Below are 24160 nucleotides of genomic sequence, written 5' to 3'. Positions count from 1 at the left end.
GGCAATGATCACCAAGTACGACCTGACCAAGGCCACGGTGGCGCGGGCCCTGCGTGTCCTGTGCCGCCCCGTGGTCACCGGTCTGGACCGGCTGCCCGAGACCGGCCCCGTGATCATCGCGTCCAACCACCTCACCTTCCTGGACTCGGTCATCATCTCGGCGTTCATGCCGCGGCGCGTGAAGTTCATCGCCAAGGCGGAGTACGTCAACAGCCCCGGGATCAAGGGGAAGTTGATGCGCGAGGCCTTCGAGTTCATCGACATCATCCCCGTGGCCCGCGGCCAGCAGAGCGAGTCCGTGGCGGCCCTGCAGCCCGCCGTGGAGCACCTGCGGGAGGGCAAGGTCTTCGGCATCTACCCCGAGGGCACCCGCTCGCGGGACGGCTACCTGTACCGCGGCCACTCCGGGGTGGCGTACCTGGCCTACCTCACGGGCGCCCCCGTGGTCCCCGTGGGGATGATCGGGACCCAGCGGCTGCAGCCGCCGGGCGCCACGATGATCCGCCCCGCCAAGTTTGAGATGCACGTGGGCGAACCCATCACGGTGGCCCACGCGGGGGAGCAGCAGACGGGCAGGATGCGCAAGGAGCTCGTGGCGCAGGTCATGGACACGATCGCGGAGCTCTCCGGCCAGCCTCGCAAGGACGTGTACAACGTCTCGCCGTCCGCGGGGAGGGACCTGGGGCGTGGCTGACCCGGCCAGCTACCGGCCGGCGCGCCAGGACATCCCCACCAACCCGGGGGTGTACCGCTTCCGCGACGAGCACGGCCGCGTGATCTACGTGGGCAAGGCCAAGAACCTGCGCAACAGGCTGTCCTCCTACTTCGCGCCGCTGAACCAGCTCGCCCCCAAGACCCGCGCCATGGTCACCACGGCCGCCGCGGTGCAGTGGACCGTGGTGGGCTCCGAGTTCGAGTCCCTGCAGCTCGAGTACACGTGGATCAAGGAGTTCGCCCCGCGGTTCAACATCGCCTACCGGGACGACAAGTCCTATCCGTACCTTGCGGTCACCATGTCCGAGGACGTGCCGCGCGCCATGGTGACGCGCGGTGAGAAGAAGCCCGGCAACCGCTACTTCGGCCCGTACTCCCAGGCGTGGGCCATCCGGGACTCCCTGGACGCCCTGCTGCGGGTGTTCCCCGTGCGCACGTGCACCAAGGGCGTGTACCAGCGTGCCGAGCGCAGCGGCCGGCCGTGCCTGCTGGGCTACATCGACAAGTGCTCCGCGCCGTGCGTGGGCGAGATCTCCCAGGAGGACCACCGGGCCCTCGCGGACGACCTCTGCCGCTTCATGGCCGGGCACGCCAAGCCGTACATCCGGGAGCTCACCCGTCAGATGAACGAGGCCGCCGAGGCCATGGACTTTGAGACCGCGGCGGCGCGCCGGGACGACATCGGGGCGCTCGAGCGGGTGTTCGAGCGCAACACGGTGGTGCTGCCCGACTCCACGGACGCGGACTTCTTCGCGATCGCGGAGGACGAGCTGGAGGCCGCCGTGCAGGTGTTCCACGTCCGCGGGGGACGCATCCGGGGCCAGCGCGGCTGGATCACGGAGAAGGTGGAGGACGTCACCACCCCCCAGCTGATGACCCACCTGCTGCGGCAGGTCTACGGCGAGGTGCACTCGGAACTGGCCCCGGCGGCGTCGGGCCGCAGACGGGGCGCGCGGCAGGGCAGCGAGGACGTGGTGGGTCAGCACCGGCGCACCTCGGAGCTCGCGTACCGCCAGGACACCGTCCCGCGCGCTGTCCACGTGAGCGTGGAGCCGGACGAGGCGGACGAGATCGCCGGGTGGCTCAGCGAGCTGCGCGGCTCCCAGGTCACGGTGCAGCGACCGCAGCGCGGGGACAAGGCGCAGCTGCTCGAGACGGTCGCGGAGAACGCCCGGCAGGCGTTGACCCTGCACAAGTCACGCCGGGCCGGGGACCTGACCACGCGCTCGGCGTCCCTGCAGCAGCTGCAGGAGGCCCTGGACCTCCCGGACGCCCTCATGCGCATCGAGTGCTACGACATCTCCCACGTGCAGGGCACCAACGTGGTGGCGTCCATGGTGGTGTTCGAGGACGGGCTGCCGCGCAAGTCCGAGTACCGCAAGTTCTCGATCACCGGGGACGCCGCCCGGGACGACACGGCCTCCATGTACGACGTGATCCACCGGCGCTTCTCGCGCCACGTGGAGCAGCAGAAGCGTGCGGCGGAGAAGGGCGTGAGCACGGGGGAGGTGGACGCCCAGGAGGAGGAGCCCACGTCCCGCGCGTTCGCGTACCCGCCCAACCTGGTGGTGGTGGACGGCGGCCCTCCTCAGGTGGCCGCGGCGCAGCGTGCGCTGGACGACCTAGGCGTCACGGACGTCCACGTGGTGGGCCTGGCGAAGCGCCTCGAGGAGGTCTGGATCCCGGACGACGAGTTCCCCGTGATCCTGCCCCGCGCCTCCGAGGGCCTGTTCCTCATGCAGCGCATCCGGGACGAGGCCCACCGCTTCGCCATCACTTTCCACCGGCAGAAGCGCTCCAAGGCCATGACCGTCTCCGCGCTGGACGAGATTCCCGGACTGGGCCCCGCCAAGCAGAGGGCGCTGCTCAAGCACTTCGGCTCCGTCAAGAAGCTGCGGGCCGCCGCACCGGAGGACATGCTCGCGGTCAAGGGCGTGGGACCGGCACTGGCCGTCAAGGTGGCGCAGGCCCTGGGAGGGCAGGCGGCGGCGTCGTCCGGGCCCGCGGTCGACACGGAGACGGGCGAACTGCTCGACTGATCTGGTCTACCCTGGAGGGGAACCTTGCAGTCGGCAGATCAGGCGGTCCGTCACCCCATGAGCACCCCACCCCCGGATGCCTCGGCCCCCGCGCTGGAGCCGGTGAAGCCCCCCACGGCCGAGCTGCTGATCGTCACGGGGATGTCCGGTGCCGGCCGCTCCACCGCGGCCCATGCCCTGGAAGACCTCGGGTGGTACGTGGTGGACAACCTGCCGCCGCAGATGCTGGGGACCCTCGCGGACCTGGCCTCCCGCACCCCGCAGACGCTGCCCAAGCTCGCCGTGGTGATCGACGTGCGAGGCAAGGCCCTGTTCAACGACATGCGCGAGACGCTGGCCGCCCTGGAGACCTCGGGCGTGGACTTCTCGGTGCTGTTCCTGGAGGCCTCGGACGAGGTCCTGGTGTCCCGCTACGAGCTCCAGCGCCGCCCGCACCCGCTGCAGGCCGGCGGGCGGATCCTGGACGGCATCAAGGCGGAGCGGGAGCTGCTGCGTGATCTGCGCGAGACCGCGGACTCCGTGCTGGACACCACGTCCTTCAACGTCCACGCCCTGACCAAGGCCGTGGCGGACATGTTCTCCACGAGCGGGCCCGTGGTGCTGCGCCTCACCGTGATGAGCTTCGGCTTCAAGTACGGAGTGCCGGCGGACGCCAACTACGTGGCGGACGTCCGCTTCATCCCCAACCCGCACTGGGTGCCCGCCCTGCGCCCACGCACGGGCAAGGACCCCGAGGTGCGGGACTACGTCTTCGGCAACGACGGCGCGCGGACGTTCGTGGACCGCTTCGTGTCCATGCTCGAACCGGTCTTCGCCGGCTACCGCAACGAGAGCAAGCACTACGCCACCATCGCCATCGGGTGCACGGGCGGCAAGCACCGCTCCGTGGCCATCACCGAGGAGGTCGCCCGGCGGCTCAGCAAGTCGCCCCGGGTGACCGTCAACATCCAGCACCGGGACATGGGCCGCGAGTAGCCTGCCCCCAGACATGACGGAATCGATGAGTTCACTTCCCACCACGGGTGCCCTGCCCCGGCTGCCGCTGAGCAGCCGGCGTGACGTGGACCCCTACCACTCCCTGGACCCCTCCGCCCGGGACGCCCTGACCGACGCGGACTCGGTGGTGGCCCTCGGCGGCGGCCACGGGCTCTCCGCGAGCCTCTCCGCGCTGCGGCTGCTGGCCCCCGCCCTGACCGCCGTGGTCACGGTCGCGGACGACGGCGGGTCGTCCGGTCGGCTGCGCAACGACCTCGGCGTGCTGCCGCCGGGCGATCTGCGGATGGCGCTGGCGGCCCTGTGCGACGACTCCCAGTGGGGCCGCACCTGGAGCGACGTGATGCAGCACCGCTTCAGCATCGAGGGGCACCCGGACGAGGGACTGGACAACCACGCCCTGGGCAACCTGCTTATCGTGACCCTGTGGGAGCTGCTGGGAGACCCCGTGGAGGGACTGCGCTGGGCGGGGGCCCTGCTCGGGGCACGCGGTCAGGTGCTGCCCATGAGCTGCACTCCGCTCGTGATCGAGGGGGACGTCTCCCCGGGCAGCAGCCCCACGGTTGCCTGCCCGCCCGAGGCCGTCACGCGCACGGTCACGGGGCAGGCGCGCCTCGCCAAGGAGGCGGACGTGTGCAACGTGCGTCTCTGCCCGGCGGACGCCGAGGCGTGCCCGGAGGCCGTCACCGCGATCGAGGAGGCGGCCTGGGTGGTGCTCGGCCCCGGCTCGTGGCACACGTCCGTGCTTCCGCACCTGCTGCTGCCTCAGCTGCGGGATGCCATCTGTGCTTCTCCCGCCAAACGGCTGGTCACGCTCAACCTCTCCCGCGACTCGGAGACCCTCAGCATGGGCTCGGGGGACCAGCTGCGGGTCCTCAAACGCTACGCCCCGGAGCTGCGCCTGGACGTGGTGCTCGCGGACCCGTCCGCGGCCGAGTCCCCCAAGGACGTGGAGGCCGCCGCGGCGCAGCTCGGCGCGGTGGTGCACTGGGACTCCCTCCGGGACAAGGACGGCGGCTCGGTGCACAACCCCTTCAAACTGGCCGCGGCCTACCAGCAGATCATGAACGCGGAGCACTGACCGGGGCAGCCCCGGCCCCGCCCGAGCACGACAAGGAGATCGACGTCTATGGCATTGACCGCCTCGGTCAAGGAAGAACTCGCCCACCTGCAGGTGCGCAAGTCCGCGGTGCGCGCGGCGGAGCTGTCGGCCCTGCTGCGCTTCGCGGGCGGGCTGCACATCGTGGGCGGGCGAATCGTGGTGGAGGCGGAGCTGGACACGGAGTCCGTGGCACGCCGCGCAGCACGCACGGTGGGGGAGGTCTTCGGCCACGACTGCGAGCTCGGGGTGATCAGCGGCGGCGGTCTGCGCCGGGACCGCACCTGGGTGGTGCGGGTCGCCCGCGACGGCGAGGCCCTCGCCCGGCGCACGGGACTGCTGGACGCCCACGGCCGGCCCGTGCGCGGGCTGCCCCCCACGGTGGTCAACGGCAGCGTGGAGGAGTCCGCGGCCGTGATCCGCGGCGCGTTCCTGGCGCACGGCTCCCTCACGGAGCCCGGTCGCGCGGCCGCCATGGAGTTCACGTGCCCGGGACCGGAGGCGGCCCTCGCGCTCGTGGGCTCCGCGCGCCGTCTGGACGTCCTCGCCAAGGCGCGGCAGGTGCGCGGCGTGGACCGCGTCGTCGTGCGCGACGGCGACACGATCGCCGCGCTGCTCACGCGCCTGGGCGCCCACCGCGCCCTGCTCCAGTGGGAGGACCGGCGCATGCGAAAGGAGGTGCGGGCCACGGCCAACCGGCTCGCGAACTTCGACGACGCCAACCTGCGGCGTTCCGCGCAGGCCGCCGTCACGGCGGGAGCCAAGGTGGAGCGCGCCCTCGACATCCTGGGCGAGGACGCCCCCGAGCACCTGCGCGCGGCCGGGCGGCTGCGCGTGGCCAACAAGCAGGCGAGCCTGGACGAGCTGGGCCGGCTTTCAGACCCGCCGCTGACCAAGGACGCGATCGCGGGCCGGATCCGCCGGCTGCTGGCCATGGCCGACCGCCGCGCGGAGGAGCTCGGCGTGGCCACCACCACGGAGTTCGCGGCCCAGGCGGGCGGGGAGCGGCGGCGCGGATAGTACCAGCCGCCCGTGACCCCGCAGTGAATGTTGGTTCATGTGGGGTTTGCGAACAAGTGGCGCGTCGGTCCCCGCAGCACTGTCCTCGCGACGCCGGACGCGCTAGAATGGACACGGAAGAGCAGGTGGGCCCGTTGGTCGCCGAGCACTCCGGGTGTGGGAATCATACCGAATGGTTTTGATCCCACATCCAGGCGATCACCGTCCGCCGCACACCCACACGCAGAGGAGAACGCAGTGACAGTCAAGGTTGCCATCAACGGATTCGGACGCATCGGCCGTTGCTTCGCGCGGGCCCTGTACACCCACCACGGCCACGACATCGAGCTGGTGGCCGTGAACGACCTCACCGCCCCGGAGACCTTGAAGCACCTGTTCGAGTTCGACTCCGTCATGGGTCGGCTGGGCTCCAAGGTCACCCTGGACGGTGACGTGATGTCGGTGGACGGCCACCAGGTGAAGTTCTTCGCCGAGGCCGATCCCTCCAAGCTGCCGTGGGGCGAGCTCGGGGTGGACATCGTGGTCGAGTCCACGGGCAAGTTCACCACCGGCCCCAAGATGCAGGCCCACCTGGACGCCGGCGCCAAGAAGGTCGTCCTCTCCGCCCCGGGCAAGGAGGTGGACGGCACCTTCGTGTACGGCGTGAACCACGAGAGCTACGATCCCGCCACCATGAACCTGGTGTCCGCGGCGTCCTGCACCACCAACTGCCTGGCCCCGCTGGCCAAGGTCATCAACGACGAGTTCGGCATCGAGCGCGGCCTGATGACCACCATTCACGCGTACACCGGCGACCAGCGCCTGCACGACGCCCCGCACAAGGACCTGCGCCGCGCCCGCGCCGCGGCCCTGAGCATGATTCCCACCACCACCGGTGCCGCCGCGGCCGTGGGCCTCGTGCTCCCGGAGCTCAAGGGCAAGCTGGACGGCTTCGCCGTGCGCGTCCCGGTCCCCACGGGCTCGCTCGTGGACCTCACCGTGGACGTCCGCGAGGACGTCACGGTCGAGTCCGTGAACGCCGCCGTCAAGAAGGCCGCGGAGGGCCCCTTCCAGGGCATCATCGAGTACTCCGAGGAAGCGCTGGTGTCCAAGGACATCGAGGGCTACGACGTCTCCACCGTGTTCGACGCGCCGCTGACCAAGGTGATCGACAACCAGGTCAAGGTCATCGCGTGGTACGACAACGAGTGGGGCTACACCATCCGCCTCGTGGACTTCGTGTCCTACGTGGCCGATAAGCTCTGAGACAGACCGCTCAGTGGCGCCGGTGCCCCGAGGGTGCCGGCGCCATTGTCGTCAGCAAGCGTTCACCACAGGGAAAGGGATGACAGACATGGCCAAGTCTTTGGACGATCTCATTGCGGAGGGGGTCGCGGGTCGCCGCGTCCTGGTGCGTTCGGACCTCAACGTCCCGCTGGACGGCTCCACCGTGACGGACGACGGTCGCGTGCGGGCCTCGCTGCCGGTGCTGGAGAAGCTCGCCGACGCCGGGGCGCGGGTCATCGTCATGGCCCACCTCGGCCGCCCCAAGGGCACCGTGGACCCCAAGTACTCGATCAAGCCGGCCGCGGACCGTCTCGCTGAGCTCTCCGAGGCGCCGGTTCTGGTGGCCGCCGACGTGGTGGGCGAGGACGCCCGGGCCAAGGCGGAAGCGCTGCAGGACGGTCAGATCCTCGTGTTGGAGAACGTCCGCTACGATCCCCGCGAGACCTCCAAGGACGACGCCGAACGGGGCGAGTTCGCGGCCGAGCTCGCGGCCCTGACCGGTGAAAACGGCGCCTACGTGGACGACGCCTTCGGGGCGGTTCACCGCAAGCACGCCTCCGTGTACGACATCGCGCAGAAGCTCCCGGGCTACCTGGGTGACCTCGTCAAGACCGAGGTGGACGTGCTGAGCAAGGTGATCTCCGATCCCGAGCGCCCGTTCGTGGTGGTAATGGGCGGTTCCAAGGTCTCCGACAAGCTCGCGGTGATCGACAACCTGATCGGCAAGGCGGACTCCCTGCTGATCGGCGGCGGCATGGTGTTCACGTTCCTCGCCGCCCAGGGCCACGCCGTGGGGTCCTCCCTGCTGGAGAAGGACCAGATCGAGACGGTCAAGGGCTACCTGGACCGGGCCGAGAGCGCGGGCACCGAGATCGTGCTGCCGGTCGACGTCGTCTACGCCTCCCGCTTCGCCGAGGACGCCGAGCACGAGGTGCGCCCCGTGGCGGACATCGAGGGTGGCTCGATCGGCGACTCCGGACTGGGTCTGGACATCGGGCCCGAGTCCGCCAAGCTCTTCGCAGAGCGGATCGGGCAGGCCAGGACCGTGTTCTGGAACGGTCCCGTGGGCGTGTTCGAGATGGCGGCGTTCGCCGGAGGCACCAAGGCCGTGGCCGAGGCGCTGGCCACCTCGGACGCCATGAGCGTGATCGGCGGCGGCGACTCCGCCTCCGCCGTGCGCAACCTGGGGTACCGAGACGAGCAGTTCGGTCACATCTCCACCGGGGGCGGCGCCTCCCTGGAGTTTATCGAGGGCAAGGAGCTGCCGGGCGTCGTCGCGCTCGGAGCCTGAGCACCCCTCGGCGGTCCGTCCCACAGCGAAGGAGAACCAGCATGACCACGCAGACCAACGGTGCTTTCGACCGCACGCCCCTGATCGCGGGCAACTGGAAGATGAACATGGACCACACGCAGGGCATCGCCCTGCTGCAGAAGCTCGCCTGGACGCTCAAGGACGCCAAGCACGACTTCTCGCGCGTGGAGGTGGCGGTGTTCCCGCCCTTCACGGACCTGCGCTCGGTGCAGTCCGTGGTGGAGGGGGACGGGCTGCAGGTCCGCTACGGTGCCCAGGACCTCTCGGACCAGGACTCCGGCGCCTACACGGGTGACGTGTCCGGGCAGTTCCTGGCCAAGCTCGGGTGCACCTACGCCCTCGTGGGCCACTCGGAGCGCCGGGCCATCCACGAGGAGTCGGACGAGACGTGCCGGGACAAGGTCCGCGCGGCCATCCGCCACGGGCTGACCCCGGTGCTGTGCGTGGGGGAGGGCCTCGAGGAGCGCCAGGCCGGTAACCACGTGTCCTACACCCTCGAGCAGCTGCGCGGGAGCCTTGCCGAGCTCTCGGAGGGTGAGCTCGAGGGTCTCGTGGTGGCGTACGAGCCCGTGTGGGCCATCGGTACCGGGGAGGTGGCCGGGCCGGAGGACGCGCAGGAGATGTGCCACGCCATCCGTGACGAGCTGAGCTCGCTGCACAGCAAGGGCTTTTCCGACGCCACGCGCATCCTGTACGGGGGGTCGGTCAAGTCCTCCAACGTGGCGTCCATCCTCTCCGGCGCGGACGTGGACGGTGCCCTGGTGGGCGGCGCGAGCCTCGACGCGGAGGAGTTCGCCAAGATCGCGCGCTTCGAGCAGCACCTGGTCACCGGCTGACCGGCGCGCGGGCGGACCAGGGAGGAAGCTCTTCCCAGGTCCGATTCGGGACCCCTCGCGCTTGCGCGAGGGGTTTCCCAGTGTCCGCCTGTAAACTGTCCCGAGAATCCGCGTCTGTGCCCCGGGCCGGAGGCCGCTCACGCGGCCGCGGGGGCACCCGCGCAGCAGTCCCAGCCATCGTGAAGTGAGGCAATTCGTGGAGATCCTCCAGATCGCCCTGCAGGTCGTCATCGTGGTGACCAGCATCCTGTGCATCATGTTCGTCCTGCTCAACAAGGGCAAGGGAGGCGGGCTCTCCGACATGTTCGGTGGCGGCATGACGCAGTCCCTGAACACCTCGGGCGCCGCCCAGAAGAACGTGGTGCGCATCACCACGGTGCTCGCCATCGTGTGGGCCCTGTCGATCGTGTGCTACGCGCTCGTGCTGCGCTTCGGCCCTCCGGCCGCCTGACCCCGGCGCACCGCACGCGGGCCGGCAACCGGCCACGCCCGGCACGGCGCCCCGGGGTGGAACGACCCGGCAACGCGGTCGAGATGGACGCACTCGTGACGAAGGTCCGGACCTGAGGTCCGGGCCTTCGTCGTGCTCGGGGGTTCTGCCCCACACGGCCCGGGTGTCAGGACTGGCGCAGCACGGACTGCACCGCGCTGTGTTCCGCACGGCCGGGGAGTGAGGACGTGGGGGGACACGGACTGCGGGTGACGAGCTGCGGCGGTGCACCGGCCTGGCGGCCGCCGCCCGTCGTCGGAGCCGCCTGCACCGTCAGCCGATGTCCTCCGCAGGATCCTGCGGGACACCTGGCAGCGCGTCCTCCGTCACCAGCCACAGGGTCTCGTGCATGCCCCGCACGGCGCTCCCGGGCGCGGCCACCGGCGAGGTCTCACGGCGGATGTGCGCGAGCGCGTCCGCCTTGGCGGCACCGGAGACGAGGAGCCACACACGGTCCGCCGAGTTGATGGTGGCCAACGACATGGTCACCCGCTCGGGCGGGGGCTTGGGGGAGTCCCTCACGGCGAACACCGGTTCGTCGTGGCGCAGCACGTCCTGCCGCCCGGGGAACAGGGATGCCACGTGGGTGTCCGGACCCAGGCTCAGCAGCGCGATGTCGACGTGCGGCAACCCGGTGAGCGAGTCCTCCGCGGCGGCTGCCGCCGCCAGCTCGTCCCGGTAGTCTGCGGCCGCGGCGTCCACCGTGTCGATCTCGTCCGCACCGGCCACCGGGTGGACACGGTCCCACGTCAGCGCGAGGGACTCGTTCCACGCGTCGGCGGCCTGCACGCCGTTGCGCTCGGGATCGGCGCCCGGCAGGAAACGCTCGTCCGACCACCACACGTTCACGCGCGACCAGTCGACGAGCTGGGCGTCCGGGTGCGTGGCAACCTCCCGGATCACCCGGGTGCCCATGCCTCCGCCCGTCAGGGCGATCGTTGCCTCACCCCGTTCGTCCTGGGCCCGTTCCAGCACCTCCAGGATCCGACGGGCGGTGTCCTCGGCCAGACGGTCGTCGTCCGCGTGGGGCACGAGCCGGGGGACTGGCCGGTCGTGCGCGCTCACGGCTTCTCCTCAGGGGATGCGCCGGTGCCCGGTGTCTCGTCCCCGGGGCCCCCGGCGGTGGTGGCCCCCTCCTGCGACGACGCCGGCGCGCCCTCGGTCTCGTCCGGAACCGTGGCAGATTCGCCGGTGTCGTCCGCCTCCGCCATGGCCTCGTCGAGCGGATCCTCCGCGCCGGGCTCGTCCGACGAGCGCGTGGTGATCCGTGCCCTGGACAGGCTCTGGGTGATGACCTCTCCGTAGATCTCGTCCGCGTCCAGGCGGCGCAGCTCCTCGGCCAGGCACGCGTTCAGGTCGCGGACGGGCATGGCGATCTGCTGCTGCGGCTGCCCCGGCTGGGTCAGGACGGCCACGGTGCGCCCCGGGCGGTCGAGCTCCACGGGCCCGTGCTCGGTGACCAGGCACACCCGGTCGAGGGCACGGCGGGAGTCGTCGCTCACGATCGTGGCGGGCGCGTCCAGCCGGCACGAGAGCCACACACCGAGCAGCACCATGGACGGGGCCACCGCGGCGCCCTCGAGGATGATCTCCCGCACGTCCACGGGGCCCACCTGGTCGAGCACGGCGGCGAGCTGGACGCGCCAGTTGGTGATGCGCGTCCACGCGAGATCCGTGTCCCCGGGGGTGTACTGCCGGGACAGCTGCTCGAGCGACTCGAACGGCTCATCGGCCCGGGACGAGTCCGTGATGCGGCGGTGGGCGATCCGCCCGATCGAGCTGCCGCTCGGGTTCGCCGGGAAGTCGTGCGGCCACCACGCGACGATCGGGGCGTCGGGCAGCAGCAGGGCGGAGACCAGGGTCTCCGTGGGCTCCGCGAGCTCGCCGTAGCCGTGCATGAGGATGACCTCCGAGGCACCGGCGTCACCGCCCATGCGCAGCTGGGCGTCCAGCCGGGTCTCGTCCGAGGAGGAGTGCGCCACGTGCACGATGATCCGGCACGGGTGCTCGTGGCTCGCGTAGTTGGCCGCCTCGATGGCCATCTCCGAGTGCCCCGCCTGCGCCAGGATCACGAGGGTGAGCACGCGCCCGAGGGTCACCACGCCGTTCTCGTCCCGCAGCTCGTTGAGCTTCTTCTCGATGCTCGCGGCGGTGGTGTTCTCCATGTCAACTATCACGGTCGCCTCCAGACGCGTCCGTCACGAGCCATGAGCTCGTGCGCCGATGCGGGGCCCCAGGAGCCCGGTTCGTAGGGCTCAGGGATCACCCGGTGCTCGCTCCAGTACTGCTCGAAGGGGTCCAGGATCTTCCAGGACTGCTCCACCTCCGAGTGGTCGGGGAACAGCGGCGGCTCCCCGAGCAGGACGTCGAAGATCAGCCGTTCGTAGGCCTCGGGGCTCGACTCCGTGAACGCGTGGCCGTAGCCGAAGTCCATGGTCACGTCTCGGATCTCCGACTGCGTGCCGGGGACCTTGGAGCCGAAGCGGATGGTCACACCCTCGTCCGGCTGGATCCTGATCACGATGGCGTTCTGGCCGAACTCCTCGTGGTCCGTGTCCCGGAACAGCAGGTTGGGGGACTTCTTGAACGCCACGGCGATCTCCGTGACCCGGCGGCCCAGCCGTTTGCCGGCCCGCAGGTAGAAGGGCACCCCGGCCCAGCGGCGATTGTTGATGTCCACGCGCAGGGCAGCGAACGTCTCCGTCCGCGAGTCCGCCGGGATGTCCGACTCCTCGTGGAAGCCCTTGACGAACTCCCCGCCCTGCAGCCCCGAGGTGTACTGGCCCAGGGCCGAGTGCTCGCCGAGGTCCTCGGGCAGCACCACCGACTCCAGCACCTTGGCCTTCTCCCGCCTCAGGTGGCTGGCGCTGAACGAGGCGGGCTCCTCCATGGCGGTCAGGGCGAGCAGCTGGAGCAGGTGGTTCTGGATCACGTCCCGGGCCGCGCCCACGCCGTCGTAGTACCCCGCACGGGAACCGATCCCGATCTCCTCGGCCATGGTGATCTGCACGTGGTCCACGGAACGGGCGTCCCACAGCGGCTCGAACATCTGGTTGGCGAAGCGCAGCGCCAGGATGTTCTGCACCGTCTCCTTGCCCAGGTAGTGGTCGATGCGGAAGACGCTGTCCGCGCGGAACACGCGTTCCACGATCGCGTTGAGCTCGCGCGCGGACTCGAGGTCGTGACCGAACGGCTTCTCGATGACCACACGGCGCCAGCCCGTGCTGTTCTCGCTGTCCGCGAGGTCGCGGTCCGCGAGCTGCTGGCACACCGTCTCGAAGGCCTTGGGGGGGATCGAGAGGTAGAACGCGTGGTTGCCGCGGGTGCCCCGGTCCCGGTCCAGCTCCTCGAGGGTCTGCGCGAGACGGTCGTAGGCGTCGTCGTCGTCGAACTCACCCTGCACGAACCGCAGGCCCGAGGCGAACTGGTTCCACAGGTCCTCGTTGTAGGGCGTGCGCGCGTGCTGCGTGACGTTCTCCTTGACGTACTCCGCGAACTGTGCGTCGTCCCAGTCCCGCCGCCCGAAGCCCACGAGCGAGAACGCCGGGGGCAGCAGGCTGCGGTTCGCGAGGTCGTACATCGCGGGCAGCAGCTTCTTCTTGGCGAGATCGCCGGTCACGCCGAACAGCACGAGGGCCGACGGCGCCGCCACGCGCGTGAGCCGCCGGTCGCGCGGGTCCCGCAGGGGGTTGGGATTCTTGGTGTCAGGCACGGGACTTCCTGTCCGGTCGCTGGTGGGTGGCGGGTGTCAGAGAGCCGACGCCGCCTCGAGCAGCTGGGCCACTCCCGCCGCGCGGTCGGTGAGACGCAGCCGCAGGACAGGGCGGTCGTGCTCGCCCAGCACGGCCGCGTCCCCGTCCGCCTGGGCGCTGATGAGCTCTCCGAACGTGAAGGGGATCCCGGGGATGTCCACGTCCGTGTCGGTGGCCGCCGTGATCTGCAGGTACACGCCCTGGGCGGGCCCACCCTTGTGGTACTGCCCGGTGGAGTGCAGGAAGCGCGGACCCCAGCCGAACGTCACGGGACGGCCGGTGTGCCGCGCCAGCTGTTCACGGATAGCCTCGAGCTGCGTCCACTGCAGGCGGTCGAAGTAGGCCTGCACGCTCACGTAGCCGTCCTCGGGGAGCTGCTCGAGCAGAGCCGTGAGCGCGTCCTGCACGGTGGTGGCGCCGTGGAGCAGGGACTCGTCGCCCCGGATCTCCACGTTCCCGTCCGTGGCCACGGCCGGGGAGGGCTCGGGGGAGGAGGCCAGCAGCTCGCGCGTGGCGGCCTTGGCGGACTCCACGTCCGGCTGGTTGTAGGGGTCGATGCCGAGCAGGCGCCCGGCCACGGCGGTGGCCACCTCGAAGGTCAGCATGAGCCCGCTGAGAGAACCGGCCACGCGCACGCCGTCACCGGAGCCGGTCTCCACGGACTCCTCGTCCACGAGGGACACCACCAGCACGTCCTGCGCACCGGAGGTCAGTTCGGGTGCGGCCTCGTCCACCACCACGGGCAGGACACCGGTGCCCGACTTGCCGGTGGACTCCGCGATCAGCTGCTCGGCCCAGTCCGCGAATCCCACGAACGGTGCGCCCTGGTTCACCAGGACGATCTTGTCGCGCAGCGGATCGGTTCCGCCGAGCGCCGCGCCCAGCTGCAGGCCGATGTTGTTCTCGTCGTCCTCGCGCAGCATCTCCGCGGCCTCCTCGGCGTCGTCGAGCAGCGCGGCGACGTCCACCCCGGCGAGCCCCGAGGGAACCAGCCCGAAGGCGGTGAGCGCGGAGAAGCGGCCGCCCACGTTCGGATCGGCGTTGAAGGTCTTGCGGTAGCCGGCCTCGCGCGAGGCCGAGTCCATGGGGGAGCCCGGGTCGGTGACCACCACGACGCGCGACGGGCCGTCGATGCCGGCCCGTTCGAACGCCTCGAGGAACACGCGGCGGGCGGAGTCCGTCTCCACGGTGGAACCTGACTTCGAGGAGACCACCAGGGCGGTGTGCTCGAGGTCCTGGAGGGCCGTGGAGACCATCTCGGGATCGGTGGAGTCCAGCACGAACAGCTCCACACCGGCGCTGCGCGTGATGACCTCGGGGGCCAGCGAGGAGCCGCCCATGCCGGCGAGCACGAAGCGGGTGACGCCCTCGCGGGCGAAGTCGTCGCGCAGCTCCATGATCTCCGGGATCAGGGGACGGGAGACGGTTGCGGCGTCCGTCCATCCAAGCCGGACTGCAGCCTCCTGCTCTGCCGCGGCACCCCACAGCGTGGGATCCTGCGCGAAGAGCTTGGAGGCGAAGTTGTCGGCGACGAGACGGGGCACGTGGGTGTCCACGGCGTCGCGCGCGGATCCTGCGGCCTGCAATGACAATGAGCTCACGGGGAGCCTCCTCGGACTGGTCGAGCTGGCGGTGTGGTGGATCGTGGGACCGTCCGCCGCGTCCTGCCGGGGAACCCGACGGGACGCGGCGCACGGGCAGGCCCGGCCGTTGCCGGGCGGGGAGTCAGCGGGCGTCTTCGAGCGCGGTGCGCACGGTGGCGAGCAGCTCGTCCCAGGACGCGTCGAACTTCTGGAGGCCCTCGGTCTCCAGCTGCTCCACGACCTCCTGGTAGGAGACGCCCAGCGCGCCGATCTCGTCGAGGATCCGGGACGACTCCTCGTACGTGGCGGTCACGGTGTCCGCGGTGACCTCCGCGTGGTCGAACGTGGCGTCCAGGGTCTTCTCCGGCATGGTGTTCACGGTGTTCGGCGCCACCAGCTCGGTCACGTAGAGGGTGTCGGGCAGCTCAGGGTCCTTGACTCCCGTGGAGGCCCACAGCGGGCGCTGCGGGTTGGCGCCCGCGGCCGCGAGACGCTTCCAGCGCTCCGTGTCCAGGGACTGCTCGTAGACCTGGTAGGCGAGACGGGCGTTGGCGAGCCCCGCCTTCCCCTTCAGTGCCGCAGCTTCACTCGAGCCAACGGCGTCCAGGCGCTTGTCGATCTCCGTGTCCACGCGGGACACGAAGAAGGACGCCACGGAGTGGATGGTGGAGAGGTCCTTGCCGTTCTCGAGAGCCTTCTCCAGCCCCTCCATGTAGGCGTTGATGACGTTGCGGTAGCGCTCGAGCGAGAAGATCAGGGTCACGTTGACCGAGATGCCCTCGGCGATCGTGGCCGCGATCGAGGGCAGGCCCTTCTCCGTGGCCGGGATCTTGATGAGCGCGTTCGGCCGGTCGATCGTCTGCGAGAGCTTCTGGGCCATGGTCGAGGTCGCGTCGGCGTCCTGGGCGAGCCGCGGGTCCACCTCGATGGACACGCGCCCGTCCTGGCCCTGCGTGGCCTCGGCGATCGGGGCGAAGAGGTCGCACGCGTCACGGACGTCGTCGGTGGTGATGCGGAACACGGCGTCGTCCACCGAGGTGCCGGCCGCGGCGAGCTCGGCCACCTGCTCGCGGTAGGACTCGCCGTCGGCGAGGGCCGCCGCGAAGATCGTGGGGTTGGTGGTCACGCCCACCACGTTCTTGGTGTCGATCAGCTCTTGCAGGTTGCCGCTCGTGAGCCGCTGGCGGGAGAGGTCGTCCAGCCAGATGGAGACGCCGGCGTCCGAGAGCTTCTGAGTGGGAGTGGTCATGTCTGTGTCCTCCGGTCGCGTGGGAAATCTGGGGCCGTTGCGGGCGGCGGGTCCGCCGCCCGCAACGGGTGCAGGGGTGTGGGGCTCAGCGCGCGGCGGCGATGGAGTTCAGGGCGGCCTCCGTCACGGCCTCTGCGGTGATGCCGAACTCGCGGTAGAGCGTCTCGTAGTCCGCGGACTCGCCGAAGTGCTCCAGGGAGACGGCCCGCCCGGCATCGCCGAGGAGGTCGTTCCAGGACATCCGGATGCCGGCCTCGACCGTGACCCGGGCCTTGACGCCCGCGGGGACCACGGACTCGCGGTACTGCGCGTCCTGGGCGTCGAACCACTCGCGGCACGGCATCGAGACCACGCGGGCGGACACGCCCCGGGCCTTGAGCTGCTCGCGGGCCTTCAGCGCGAGCTGAACCTCCGAGCCGGTGCCGATCAGCACCACGTCCGGCGTGCCCTCGCTGTCAGCCAGCACGTAGCCGCCGCGCGCCACGCCCTCGGCGGAGGCGAACTTCTCGCCCTCCGCGTCCGGGTGCAGGTCCTCACGGGCCAGCGTGGGCAGGTCCTGGCGCGTGAGAGCGATGCCCGCCGGGTGCTCGTGGCTCTCCAGGATGGTCCGCCACGCCACAGCGGTCTCGTTGGCGTCCGCGGGGCGCACGACGTCGAGTCCCGGGATCGCGCGCAGCGAGGACAGCTGCTCCACGGGCTGGTGCGTGGGTCCGTCCTCGCCCAGACCGATGGAGTCGTGGGTCCAGACGTAGATGGAGGGCACCTTCATGAGCGCACCCAGGCGCACGGCCGGGCGCTGGTAGTCGGAGAAGATGAGGAACGTCCCCGAGAAGGCGCGGGTCTGGCTGCTCATCACGATGCCGTTGACGATCGCCGCCGCCGCGTGCTCACGGATGCCGAAGTGCAGCACCCGGCCGTACGGGGAGCCCGTCCATTTCTCGGTGGAGCGCTTCTCCGGGATGAAGGACGGGGCGGAGTCGATCGTGGTGTTGTTGGAGCCCGCGAGGTCCGCGGAGCCGCCCCACAGCTCGGGGAAGGTGTCCGCGATCGCGTTGATGACCTGCCCGGAGGCCTTGCGGGTGGCCATGGCCTTGCCCGCTGGGAACGTGGGGAACGCCGCGCGGTAGTCCTCGGGCAGCTCCTGGTTCTTGATGCGGTCGTAGAGGGCCGCCTTGTCCGGGTGGGCGCTGCGCCACTGCTCGAAGGACTTCTCCCACTCGGCGCGCTCGGCCTTGCCGCGCTGGGCGACCTCGCGCACGTGGTCCATGATCTCGGGCTCGATCTGGAAGGACTTCTCGGGATCGAAGCCCAGGATCTCCTTGGTGGCGGCGACCTCGTCCGCGCCGAGCGCGGAGCCGTGGATGCCGCCGGTGTTCTGCTTGGTGGGGGAGGGCCAGCCGATGATGGTGCTGAGCGCGATTAGGGACGGCTTGTCCGTGACCTTGGTGGCGGCCACGATCGCGTCGTAGAGGCCCTGGACGTCCTCCTGGTACTGCCCGCCGTTGCGCCAGTCCACGCGGGTGGTGTCCCAGCCGTAGGCCTCGTAGCGGGCCAGCACGTCCTCGTTGAACGCCACGTTGGTGTCGTCCTCGATGGAGATCTTGTTGTCGTCGTAGATCACCACCAGGTTGCCCAGCTCCTGGGTGCCGGCCAGGGACGAGGCCTCGGAGGTGATGCCCTCCTGGAGGTCCCCGTCCGAGGCGATCACGAACACGTGGTGGTCGAACGGGGAGGTGCCCTGGGCGGCGTCGGCGTCGAAGAGCCCGCGCGTGTAGCGCTGGGCGTACGCGAAGCCCACGGAGGAGGCGAGCCCCTGGCCCAGCGGTCCGGTGGTGATCTCCACGCCCGTGGTGTGCCGGTACTCGGGGTGGCCCGGGACCTTGGAGCCCCACGTGCGCAGCGACTCCAGGTCCGACATCTCCAGGCCGTAGCCCGAGAAGAAGAGCTGCAGGTAGAGCGTCAGCGAGGTGTGCCCGGGGGAGAGGATGAACCGGTCGCGCCCGGTCCAGCGGTCGTCCGAGGGGTCGTGGCGCATGACCTTCTGGAACAGCAGGTAGGCCACGGGTGCCAGGGACATGGCCGTGCCGGGGTGGCCGTTGCCGACCTTCTGCACGGCGTCCGCCGCGAGGACACGCGCGGTGTCCACGGCGCGGGCATCCTGTTCGGTCCAGTTCAGCGGTTGATCGAGGTTCGGCACGGTGGCGCGCCCCTTTCCTGTGGGGATGTGCGATGCGAACCGCCGCCCGACCGGCCGCAAGGCCTCCGGGTGCCGCGGAACGCGAGTTCCGCGCTCAACCTTAGTCCCGAGAGGCCGTGCCCGTCAGGGACGTACGCTGTGAGCGCGAACGGCCACCGGGCACCGGGTCGGGCGCCATCCGGGTGTCAATCCCGGCGGCTATACTGTTGACCGGGTGTCCCCGCGCGCAGTGCCGCGCCGGGCACCGCAGGACTCCCGCCCGTGCGGGCCGCACACGTTCTTTGGAGCATCGATTCCGTGAATCACCTCGATACCGCGACGCACCCGGATTCCTCGGGATCCCCCGCGACGCAAGGACACGGAGTGACCGGGACCCGCATCGGGGAGGTCGCCCCGGTGGGGTACCAGGGCCCGATGACCGCGCGCCGCAAGCTCAAGGCGTACGTGGCGCTTACCAAGCCCCGGATCATCGAGCTGCTCCTCGTGGCCACCGTGCCCACCATGTTCTTCGCCCAGCAGGGCGTCCCTGATTTCTGGCTCGTGCTCAACACCCTGGTGGGTGGCACCCTCGCGGCGGGCGCCGCGGGAGCCTTCAACTGCTACATCGACCGCAACGAGGACCGTCTCATGCGGCGCACGGCCAAGCGCCCCCTGGTCACCGGAGAGGTCAGCGACCGTGAGGCCCTGGTGTTCGCGTGGCTGCTGTCCGCGGTGGCCGTGGCCTGGCTGACCCTCGGGGTGAGCGTGCTGTGCGGTGTGCTGGGCGTGGTGGCCATCGCCCTCTACGCCGTCTTCTACTCGATCATCCTCAAGCGCCGCACCGCGCAGAACATCGTGTGGGGCGGGATCGCCGGGTGCATGCCCGTGCTGATCGGCTGGGCCGCGGTGCGCGGCACGCTCGAGTGGCCCGCGTTCGTGCTCTTCGCGTTCATCTTCCTGTGGACCCCGCCGCACTACTGGCCGCTGTCCATGAAGTACGCGGAGGACTACTCCCGCGCGGGGGTTCCCATGCTCGGCGCGGTGGACTCCGCGCGGACCGTGGGTGCGCAGGTGGTGCTGTACGCGTGGGCCACCGTGATCTGCTCGCTGCTGCTGATCCCCGTGGGCGGTGCGGGCTGGGTCTACGGGATCATCGCGCTGCTCTCCGGCGCGTGGTTCACCTACCACTGCCACAAGCTCTACGGTCTGGCCCGGGCCGGGCGGCCCACGCTCAAGCAGGCCATGTACGTCTTCCACGGCTCGATCGCCTACATCACGTTCGTGTTCGTGGGCGTGGCCCTGGATCCGTTCCTCGGCGGTCCCATTCTCTGACCGGCGTGTCCGGTCCGTCCCATCCTGGGCATCCCGTCCACCGGCCGTCTCGCCGTGCCCGGGGACGACGCCGCTCGGCCGGCTCGGTCGCGGTGCTCGCCTAAACTGGGCCCATGCTCTCGATGGACTTCTCCGGTGTGATCGCCTACCCCGTGACTCCGCTGCATCCCGGCGGAGCCCTGGACCTGGACTCCTTGGAGAGCAGCATCGCCCGGCTGGCACGCAGCGGTGTGGACGGGATCGTGGTGCTCGGCACCTCGGGACTGTTCGCCTACCTCGACGCCGCCGAGCGGTCCGAGGTGGTGCGCACCGCCGTCCGCGCGGCCTCCGGCTCGGGAACCCCCGTGGGAGTCGGCATCTCGGCCATCACCACGCGTGAGGTCCTCCAGCACGCCTACGCCGCGGAGAACAACGGCGCGGACGGGCTCGTGCTGAGCCCCGTGAGCTACATCCCGCTCGTGTCGCAGGAGATCGCGGACCAGGTGGAGACGGTGTCCTCGGCGGTGTCGCTGCCCGTGTGCCTCTACAACAACCCCTCCACCACCGGGTTCACGTACCCGGTGGAGCTCGCGGCGGAGCTGTCCTGGCTGGACACCGTGGTGGCGTTCAAGGACACGGCGAGCTCCGGGCGGCTGTTCCACTCACGCCAGCTGCTGTTCGCCCAGCAGGCGGAACCCGGCACGGTCCACGGTGTGAGCCGGGACCAGCTGATCGTGGAGGAGTACCCACCGGCGGCGTGGCACAGCGGGATGGCCGCCCTGCTGGCTCCGGAGTTCGTGGAGTTCCACCGAGCGGTGAGAGAGGGCCGCGCGGAGGATGCGGCGGCCTGGAGCTCCGCGCTGCGCCCCCTCATGCAGCTCATGGGGCACGAACGTCCCCTGTCCGTGCTGTACGCCCTCGCGGAGGTCTGCGGCGTGCGCACGAGCGCACCGCGGCGTCCGCTGCTGCCCATTCCCTCGAGCGGCAAACGCGCACTCGCGGACGCCGTGGCACAGCTGCGCGGCCGGCCCGCGGCGCCGTCGGATGCCTGAGCGACTGCGCCACGGGACGTCGTCGGAATCCTGACCATCTGCGGCACGGGTCGTTATTGGGGGTGTGAGCACCAGCGACTGGGCGTGTCGTCGGCGGGATGAGCACCCGCGTGGCCGCGAGCCTGAGGTCCAGCTGCGCCGGGCGGCGTCGGGAGCCCGTGCACCAGCGGCACAGGACGGAAAAACGTCTGCCCCCGGGATGACCGGGGGCAGACGGCGTACGGGGAGGCGCGCGGTCAGCGCACCGGCTGTGCGGGCGCGGAGGCGGGTGAAGCCTCGCCCAGGTCCACGGGCGCCGCGTGCTCGTGGTGGTCGTCCGCGAGGTAGAAGCTGATGGAGACCACGCGGGTGGCCGCCCAGATCAGCACTGCCGAGAGCACCATGTGCAGGGACACGGCGGCCTCCGGAACGCCGTTGAAGTACTGGTAGTAGCCCACGGCGCCCTGGGCCATGATCACCAGGATCATGATGGCGTACGCGTTGCGCAGCACACGGGGCAGGGACTTCACCGTGGTCACCACGATGCCCGTCACGGCCGTGAGGGTGAGCAGGTAGACGGGGACCGCGTGGGCGCGGGCGATGACCACGGAGTCGAAGGCCAGCCGCGCGCTGTCCTGGTCCCCGGCGTGGGGGCCGGTGCCGGTCACCAGGGTGCCGAGGTAGAGCACCACGGCCGCGATAACGCCCGTGGCGACCGCGAGGCCGCGCACCAGGGTGGTGTGGCCGTGCAGCTGGCCGGGGCGCTGGTCGTGGGCCACTCGCGAGAGGCCCTCGCGCCGGGTGTTGAGCACCAGCAGCGTGGACAGCGCGATCATGATGGCTGAGAGGAAGTAGTGCGCACCCACGAGCAGCGGGTGCAGCTCCAGGTGCACCAGCACGCCGCCCACCACGGCCTGCACGGGGATCCCGAGCAGCAGGAGCAGCGCCAGCCGGAACAGCTTGGGGTGCTCCTCGCGCAGCTTCAGCACGGACAGGAACGTCAGGACCGCCACCACGGTGAGTACGAACGTGAGCAGGCGGTTGCCGAACTCGATGATCCCGTGCACACCCATCTCCGCCGTGTTCGTCCAGGAGTCGGGCGTACAGCGGGGCCACGTGGGGCACCCCAGGCCGGAACCGGTCAGCCGGACGAGACCGCCCGTGAAGATCAGCAGCGCGTTGGCCACCAGGGACGCCACCGCGAGGAAGCGCACCCAGGGGGTCACGGTGCTGGGCCACCAGAACGAATCGACGGCGGTGCGGGGAGCGGTGTCAGACATGGCGGGGCATCCAGGGGCAGAGGGGACGGGTCCCCCTCAGTGTAGCGATCCCGCCGTGGGAGCATCCTGGACGGGACCGCGCGCTCAGGGGGTCAGACCCACTTGAACCACCGCGCGGTGGCCGCCCAGCTCGCCACCGCCCATGCGGCGAGGACCAGCAGGGGAGCGGCACTCACCCGGCCGTGCAGGAAGCACTCCCGCAGCACCTCACCCGCGGCCGAGGAGGGCAGCCAGGACACGATCCCGGCGAGCCAGCCGGGCAGCGCGGACGCGGGGAAGAGCACACCACCGCCCGCGGCGAGCGCCACCCACACCACGTTGAGCACCGCCAGGGTGGCCTCGGCGCGCAGGGTTCCGGCGATCAGCAGGCCCAGCCCGGTGAACGCCACGGCGACCAGCACGAGCAGGGGGAGGGAGCCGAGCACGGAGGCCACGGTGGGGTGCCAGCCCAGCCAGAGGGCCACGGCCGCCACGATCACGTACTGCACGGCGAGCACGGCCAGCACGGCGAGCAGCTTGCCCGCGATCAGACCGGAGCGTCCCAGGGGAGTGGTCGAGAGCTGGCGCAGCACCCCGTAGCGGCGGTCGAAGCCGGTCTGGATGCCCTGCCCCGAGAAGGCGCTGGAGAGCACGCACAGCACCAGGATGCCGGGCACGGCCACGTCCGCACGGGAGGCCCCGTCCACGCGGTAGGGGTCCAGCAGGTCGGTCATGGTCAGGGCCACGAGTGCCATGACGGGCAGGATCACGAGCAGCAGCAGCTGCTCCCCGTTGCGCAGCATCGTGGTGGCCTCGAAGCGCGCCTGGGACACCACGCGCCGGGGCAGGGACGCGGCACGACGCCGCTCGTCCGGGTGGGGTGCCGAGGTGACGGCGTCTGCGGGGGTCACCGGGCATCCCTCCCGGCCACGTCCAGGAACACGTCTTCGAGGGAACGGGGTTGCACGCTCAGCGCCTCCGGCAGGGTGTCGTTGCGGGTGGCCCACGCGGTCAGCTCACGGACGCGGGTGGCGTCGAGCGGGCCGGTGAGGGTGACGGTGCGGTCCTTGACGACCCAGCGGACGTCGTCGTAGTCGGGGCGGCGCCAGGGCGGGTCCGCGCGCAGCACGGGACGCTGCTCCGGCGTGACGGTGATGGTCATGACCAGGGACGAGTCCCGGCCGGTGCGCACGAGGTCGGCCACGGTGCCCTGGGCGGCCACCGTGCCGTGGTCCACGATGTACACGTAGTCGGCGAGCCGGGCGGCGTCGTCCATGAGGTGCGTGGTGAGGATGATGCAGGTTCCCTGGTCCCGCAGGCGCTGGACCACGTCGAACACGAGCTGGCGCGAGCGCGGGTCCAGCCCGGCGGACGGCTCGTCCAGGAACAGCACGTCCGGGCGGCCCACGAGCGCCGCCGCGAGCGCCACGCGCTGGCGCTGGCCGCCGGAGAGCCGACGGACGGGCGTGTGGAGGAAGGACCGGATGCCGAGGCGCTCCACCAGCTCGGTCACGGGGACCGGGTCCGCGTAGAGGTTGCTGAGGTGGCGCAGCAGCTCTGCGGGTCGCACGGCCTGCGGGAGCCCGCCGTCCTGGAGCATGACGCCCACGCGGGCGCGCAGCTCAGGGGAGGCCCGCCAGGGGTCCTGGCCGAGCAGGCGGACCGTGCCCGAGGTGGGCTGCTGGAGGCCCTGGGCGCACTGCAGCGTGGTGGTCTTGCCCGCGCCGTTGGCCCCGAGCAGGGCCGTGACGCGCCCGGCGTCGGCCGCCATGCTGAGACCGCGGACCGCGCGGACGGGCTCACCGCGCCCGGGGAACGTCTTGACCAGGTCGCTGATGTGCAGGGCCGCGGTCCCCGGATCGGGGGCGGCAGCGGGGACTGAGGAAAATTCTGGGGGCGTCTGCACCCGGACAGTCTAGGACGGCCCGTGCCGTGACGCCCGGTGGGGGACTCCCGCCCGCGCCTCCGTGGGCGCCTCCCCGGGGCGTGTTCCGGGCGTTTGTCGGGGAATGGATTACCGCATACCCTCG

General features: G+C 70.8%; 20 protein-coding genes. 11 read left to right on the top strand and 9 right to left on the bottom strand.

The window, feature by feature from the left end:
- Positions 1–4 precede the first annotated feature (4 nt).
- The 9 genes from P8S73_RS01565 (at position 5) to secG (ending at position 9730) form a co-directional block, all read left to right on the top strand.
- Entirely contained in the window at positions 5–694 is a 690-nt protein-coding gene (locus P8S73_RS01565) for a 1-acyl-sn-glycerol-3-phosphate acyltransferase (protein ID WP_019309157.1), read from the top strand.
- The gene (uvrC, locus tag P8S73_RS01560) at positions 687–2753 is read left to right on the top strand and encodes an excinuclease ABC subunit UvrC (RefSeq protein WP_019309158.1); all 2067 of its coding nucleotides are present in this window, start codon (positions 687–689) and stop codon (positions 2751–2753) included. The genes P8S73_RS01565 and uvrC overlap by 8 nt, the downstream gene beginning before the upstream one ends.
- A gap of 57 nt (positions 2754–2810) precedes the next feature.
- The gene (gene rapZ, locus P8S73_RS01555; RefSeq protein ID WP_019309159.1) at positions 2811–3728 is read left to right on the top strand and encodes an RNase adapter RapZ; all 918 of its coding nucleotides are present in this window, start codon (positions 2811–2813) and stop codon (positions 3726–3728) included.
- Between the two features lie 25 nt (positions 3729–3753).
- Positions 3754–4827 carry a uridine diphosphate-N-acetylglucosamine-binding protein YvcK gene (gene yvcK / locus P8S73_RS01550; protein WP_019309160.1) on the top strand — a complete coding sequence of 358 codons (1074 nt, stop codon included), beginning with the start codon at positions 3754–3756 and terminating at the stop codon, positions 4825–4827.
- A gap of 48 nt (positions 4828–4875) precedes the next feature.
- On the top strand, positions 4876–5865 hold the full coding sequence (whiA, locus tag P8S73_RS01545) for a DNA-binding protein WhiA (RefSeq protein ID WP_047978254.1): 990 nt from the start codon (positions 4876–4878) through the stop codon (positions 5863–5865).
- Between the two features lie 237 nt (positions 5866–6102).
- Positions 6103–7110, top strand: a complete 1008-nt coding sequence (gene gap / locus P8S73_RS01540) for a type I glyceraldehyde-3-phosphate dehydrogenase (protein ID WP_019309162.1) — start codon at positions 6103–6105, stop codon at positions 7108–7110.
- A gap of 88 nt (positions 7111–7198) precedes the next feature.
- Positions 7199–8422: a phosphoglycerate kinase gene (locus P8S73_RS01535; RefSeq protein WP_082141990.1), complete on the top strand. Its 1224-nt coding sequence runs from the start codon at positions 7199–7201 to the stop codon at positions 8420–8422.
- A gap of 41 nt (positions 8423–8463) precedes the next feature.
- The gene (gene tpiA / locus P8S73_RS01530) at positions 8464–9279 is read left to right on the top strand and encodes a triose-phosphate isomerase (protein ID WP_047978252.1); all 816 of its coding nucleotides are present in this window, start codon (positions 8464–8466) and stop codon (positions 9277–9279) included.
- Between the two features lie 196 nt (positions 9280–9475).
- Complete coding sequence (gene secG / locus P8S73_RS01525; RefSeq protein WP_039101201.1) at positions 9476–9730, top strand: preprotein translocase subunit SecG; 255 nt, start codon at positions 9476–9478, stop codon at positions 9728–9730.
- 312 nt (positions 9731–10042) lie between these two features.
- On the opposite strand, the gene pgl is transcribed toward secG, so the two are convergent.
- From pgl to tkt, 6 genes are all read right to left on the bottom strand, one after another.
- Complete coding sequence (pgl, locus tag P8S73_RS01520; protein ID WP_053069376.1) at positions 10043–10834, bottom strand: 6-phosphogluconolactonase; 792 nt, start codon at positions 10832–10834, stop codon at positions 10043–10045.
- Positions 10831–11946, bottom strand: coding sequence for a glucose-6-phosphate dehydrogenase assembly protein OpcA (locus P8S73_RS01515; protein WP_396350456.1), 1116 nt, complete (start codon positions 11944–11946; stop codon positions 10831–10833). Before P8S73_RS01515 ends, pgl begins: the two co-directional genes overlap by 4 nt.
- Positions 11943–13481, bottom strand: a complete 1539-nt coding sequence (zwf, locus tag P8S73_RS01510; RefSeq protein ID WP_396350455.1) for a glucose-6-phosphate dehydrogenase — start codon at positions 13479–13481, stop codon at positions 11943–11945. Before zwf ends, P8S73_RS01515 begins: the two co-directional genes overlap by 4 nt.
- Positions 13482–13517: 36 nt before the next feature.
- Complete coding sequence (locus tag P8S73_RS01505) at positions 13518–15122, bottom strand: glucose-6-phosphate isomerase (protein WP_396350454.1); 1605 nt, start codon at positions 15120–15122, stop codon at positions 13518–13520.
- 124 nt (positions 15123–15246) lie between these two features.
- On the bottom strand, positions 15247–16353 hold the full coding sequence (tal, locus tag P8S73_RS01500; RefSeq protein ID WP_239358247.1) for a transaldolase: 1107 nt from the start codon (positions 16351–16353) through the stop codon (positions 15247–15249).
- An 85-nt stretch (positions 16354–16438) separates the two neighbouring features.
- Positions 16439–18550: a transketolase gene (tkt, locus tag P8S73_RS01495; protein ID WP_396350453.1), complete on the bottom strand. Its 2112-nt coding sequence runs from the start codon at positions 18548–18550 to the stop codon at positions 16439–16441.
- A gap of 414 nt (positions 18551–18964) precedes the next feature.
- On the opposite strand from tkt, the gene P8S73_RS01490 reads away from it, so the two are divergent.
- Positions 18965–19861, top strand: coding sequence for a heme o synthase (locus P8S73_RS01490; RefSeq protein WP_047978267.1), 897 nt, complete (start codon positions 18965–18967; stop codon positions 19859–19861).
- Between the two features lie 113 nt (positions 19862–19974).
- A complete protein-coding gene (locus P8S73_RS01485; protein ID WP_039101197.1) occupies positions 19975–20892 on the top strand; it encodes a dihydrodipicolinate synthase family protein in 918 nt (305 codons plus the stop codon).
- 236 nt (positions 20893–21128) lie between these two features.
- On the opposite strand, the gene P8S73_RS01480 is transcribed toward P8S73_RS01485, so the two are convergent.
- From P8S73_RS01480 to P8S73_RS01470, 3 genes are all read right to left on the bottom strand, one after another.
- Positions 21129–22151, bottom strand: coding sequence for a heme A synthase (locus P8S73_RS01480; protein WP_047978249.1), 1023 nt, complete (start codon positions 22149–22151; stop codon positions 21129–21131).
- Between the two features lie 92 nt (positions 22152–22243).
- Positions 22244–23041, bottom strand: coding sequence for an ABC transporter permease (locus P8S73_RS01475; RefSeq protein WP_239358242.1), 798 nt, complete (start codon positions 23039–23041; stop codon positions 22244–22246).
- Complete coding sequence (locus P8S73_RS01470) at positions 23038–24036, bottom strand: ABC transporter ATP-binding protein (protein ID WP_396350452.1); 999 nt, start codon at positions 24034–24036, stop codon at positions 23038–23040. The genes P8S73_RS01475 and P8S73_RS01470 overlap by 4 nt, the downstream gene beginning before the upstream one ends.
- Between the last annotated feature and the right edge of the window lie 124 nt (positions 24037–24160).

Source organism: Kocuria sp. ChxB (genome assembly GCF_044359605.1).
Taxonomy (GTDB): domain Bacteria; phylum Actinomycetota; class Actinomycetes; order Actinomycetales; family Micrococcaceae; genus Kocuria; species Kocuria rhizophila.
The sequence above is the reverse complement of the archived record's forward strand: the minus strand, read 5'-3'. Positions and strand labels throughout refer to the sequence as shown.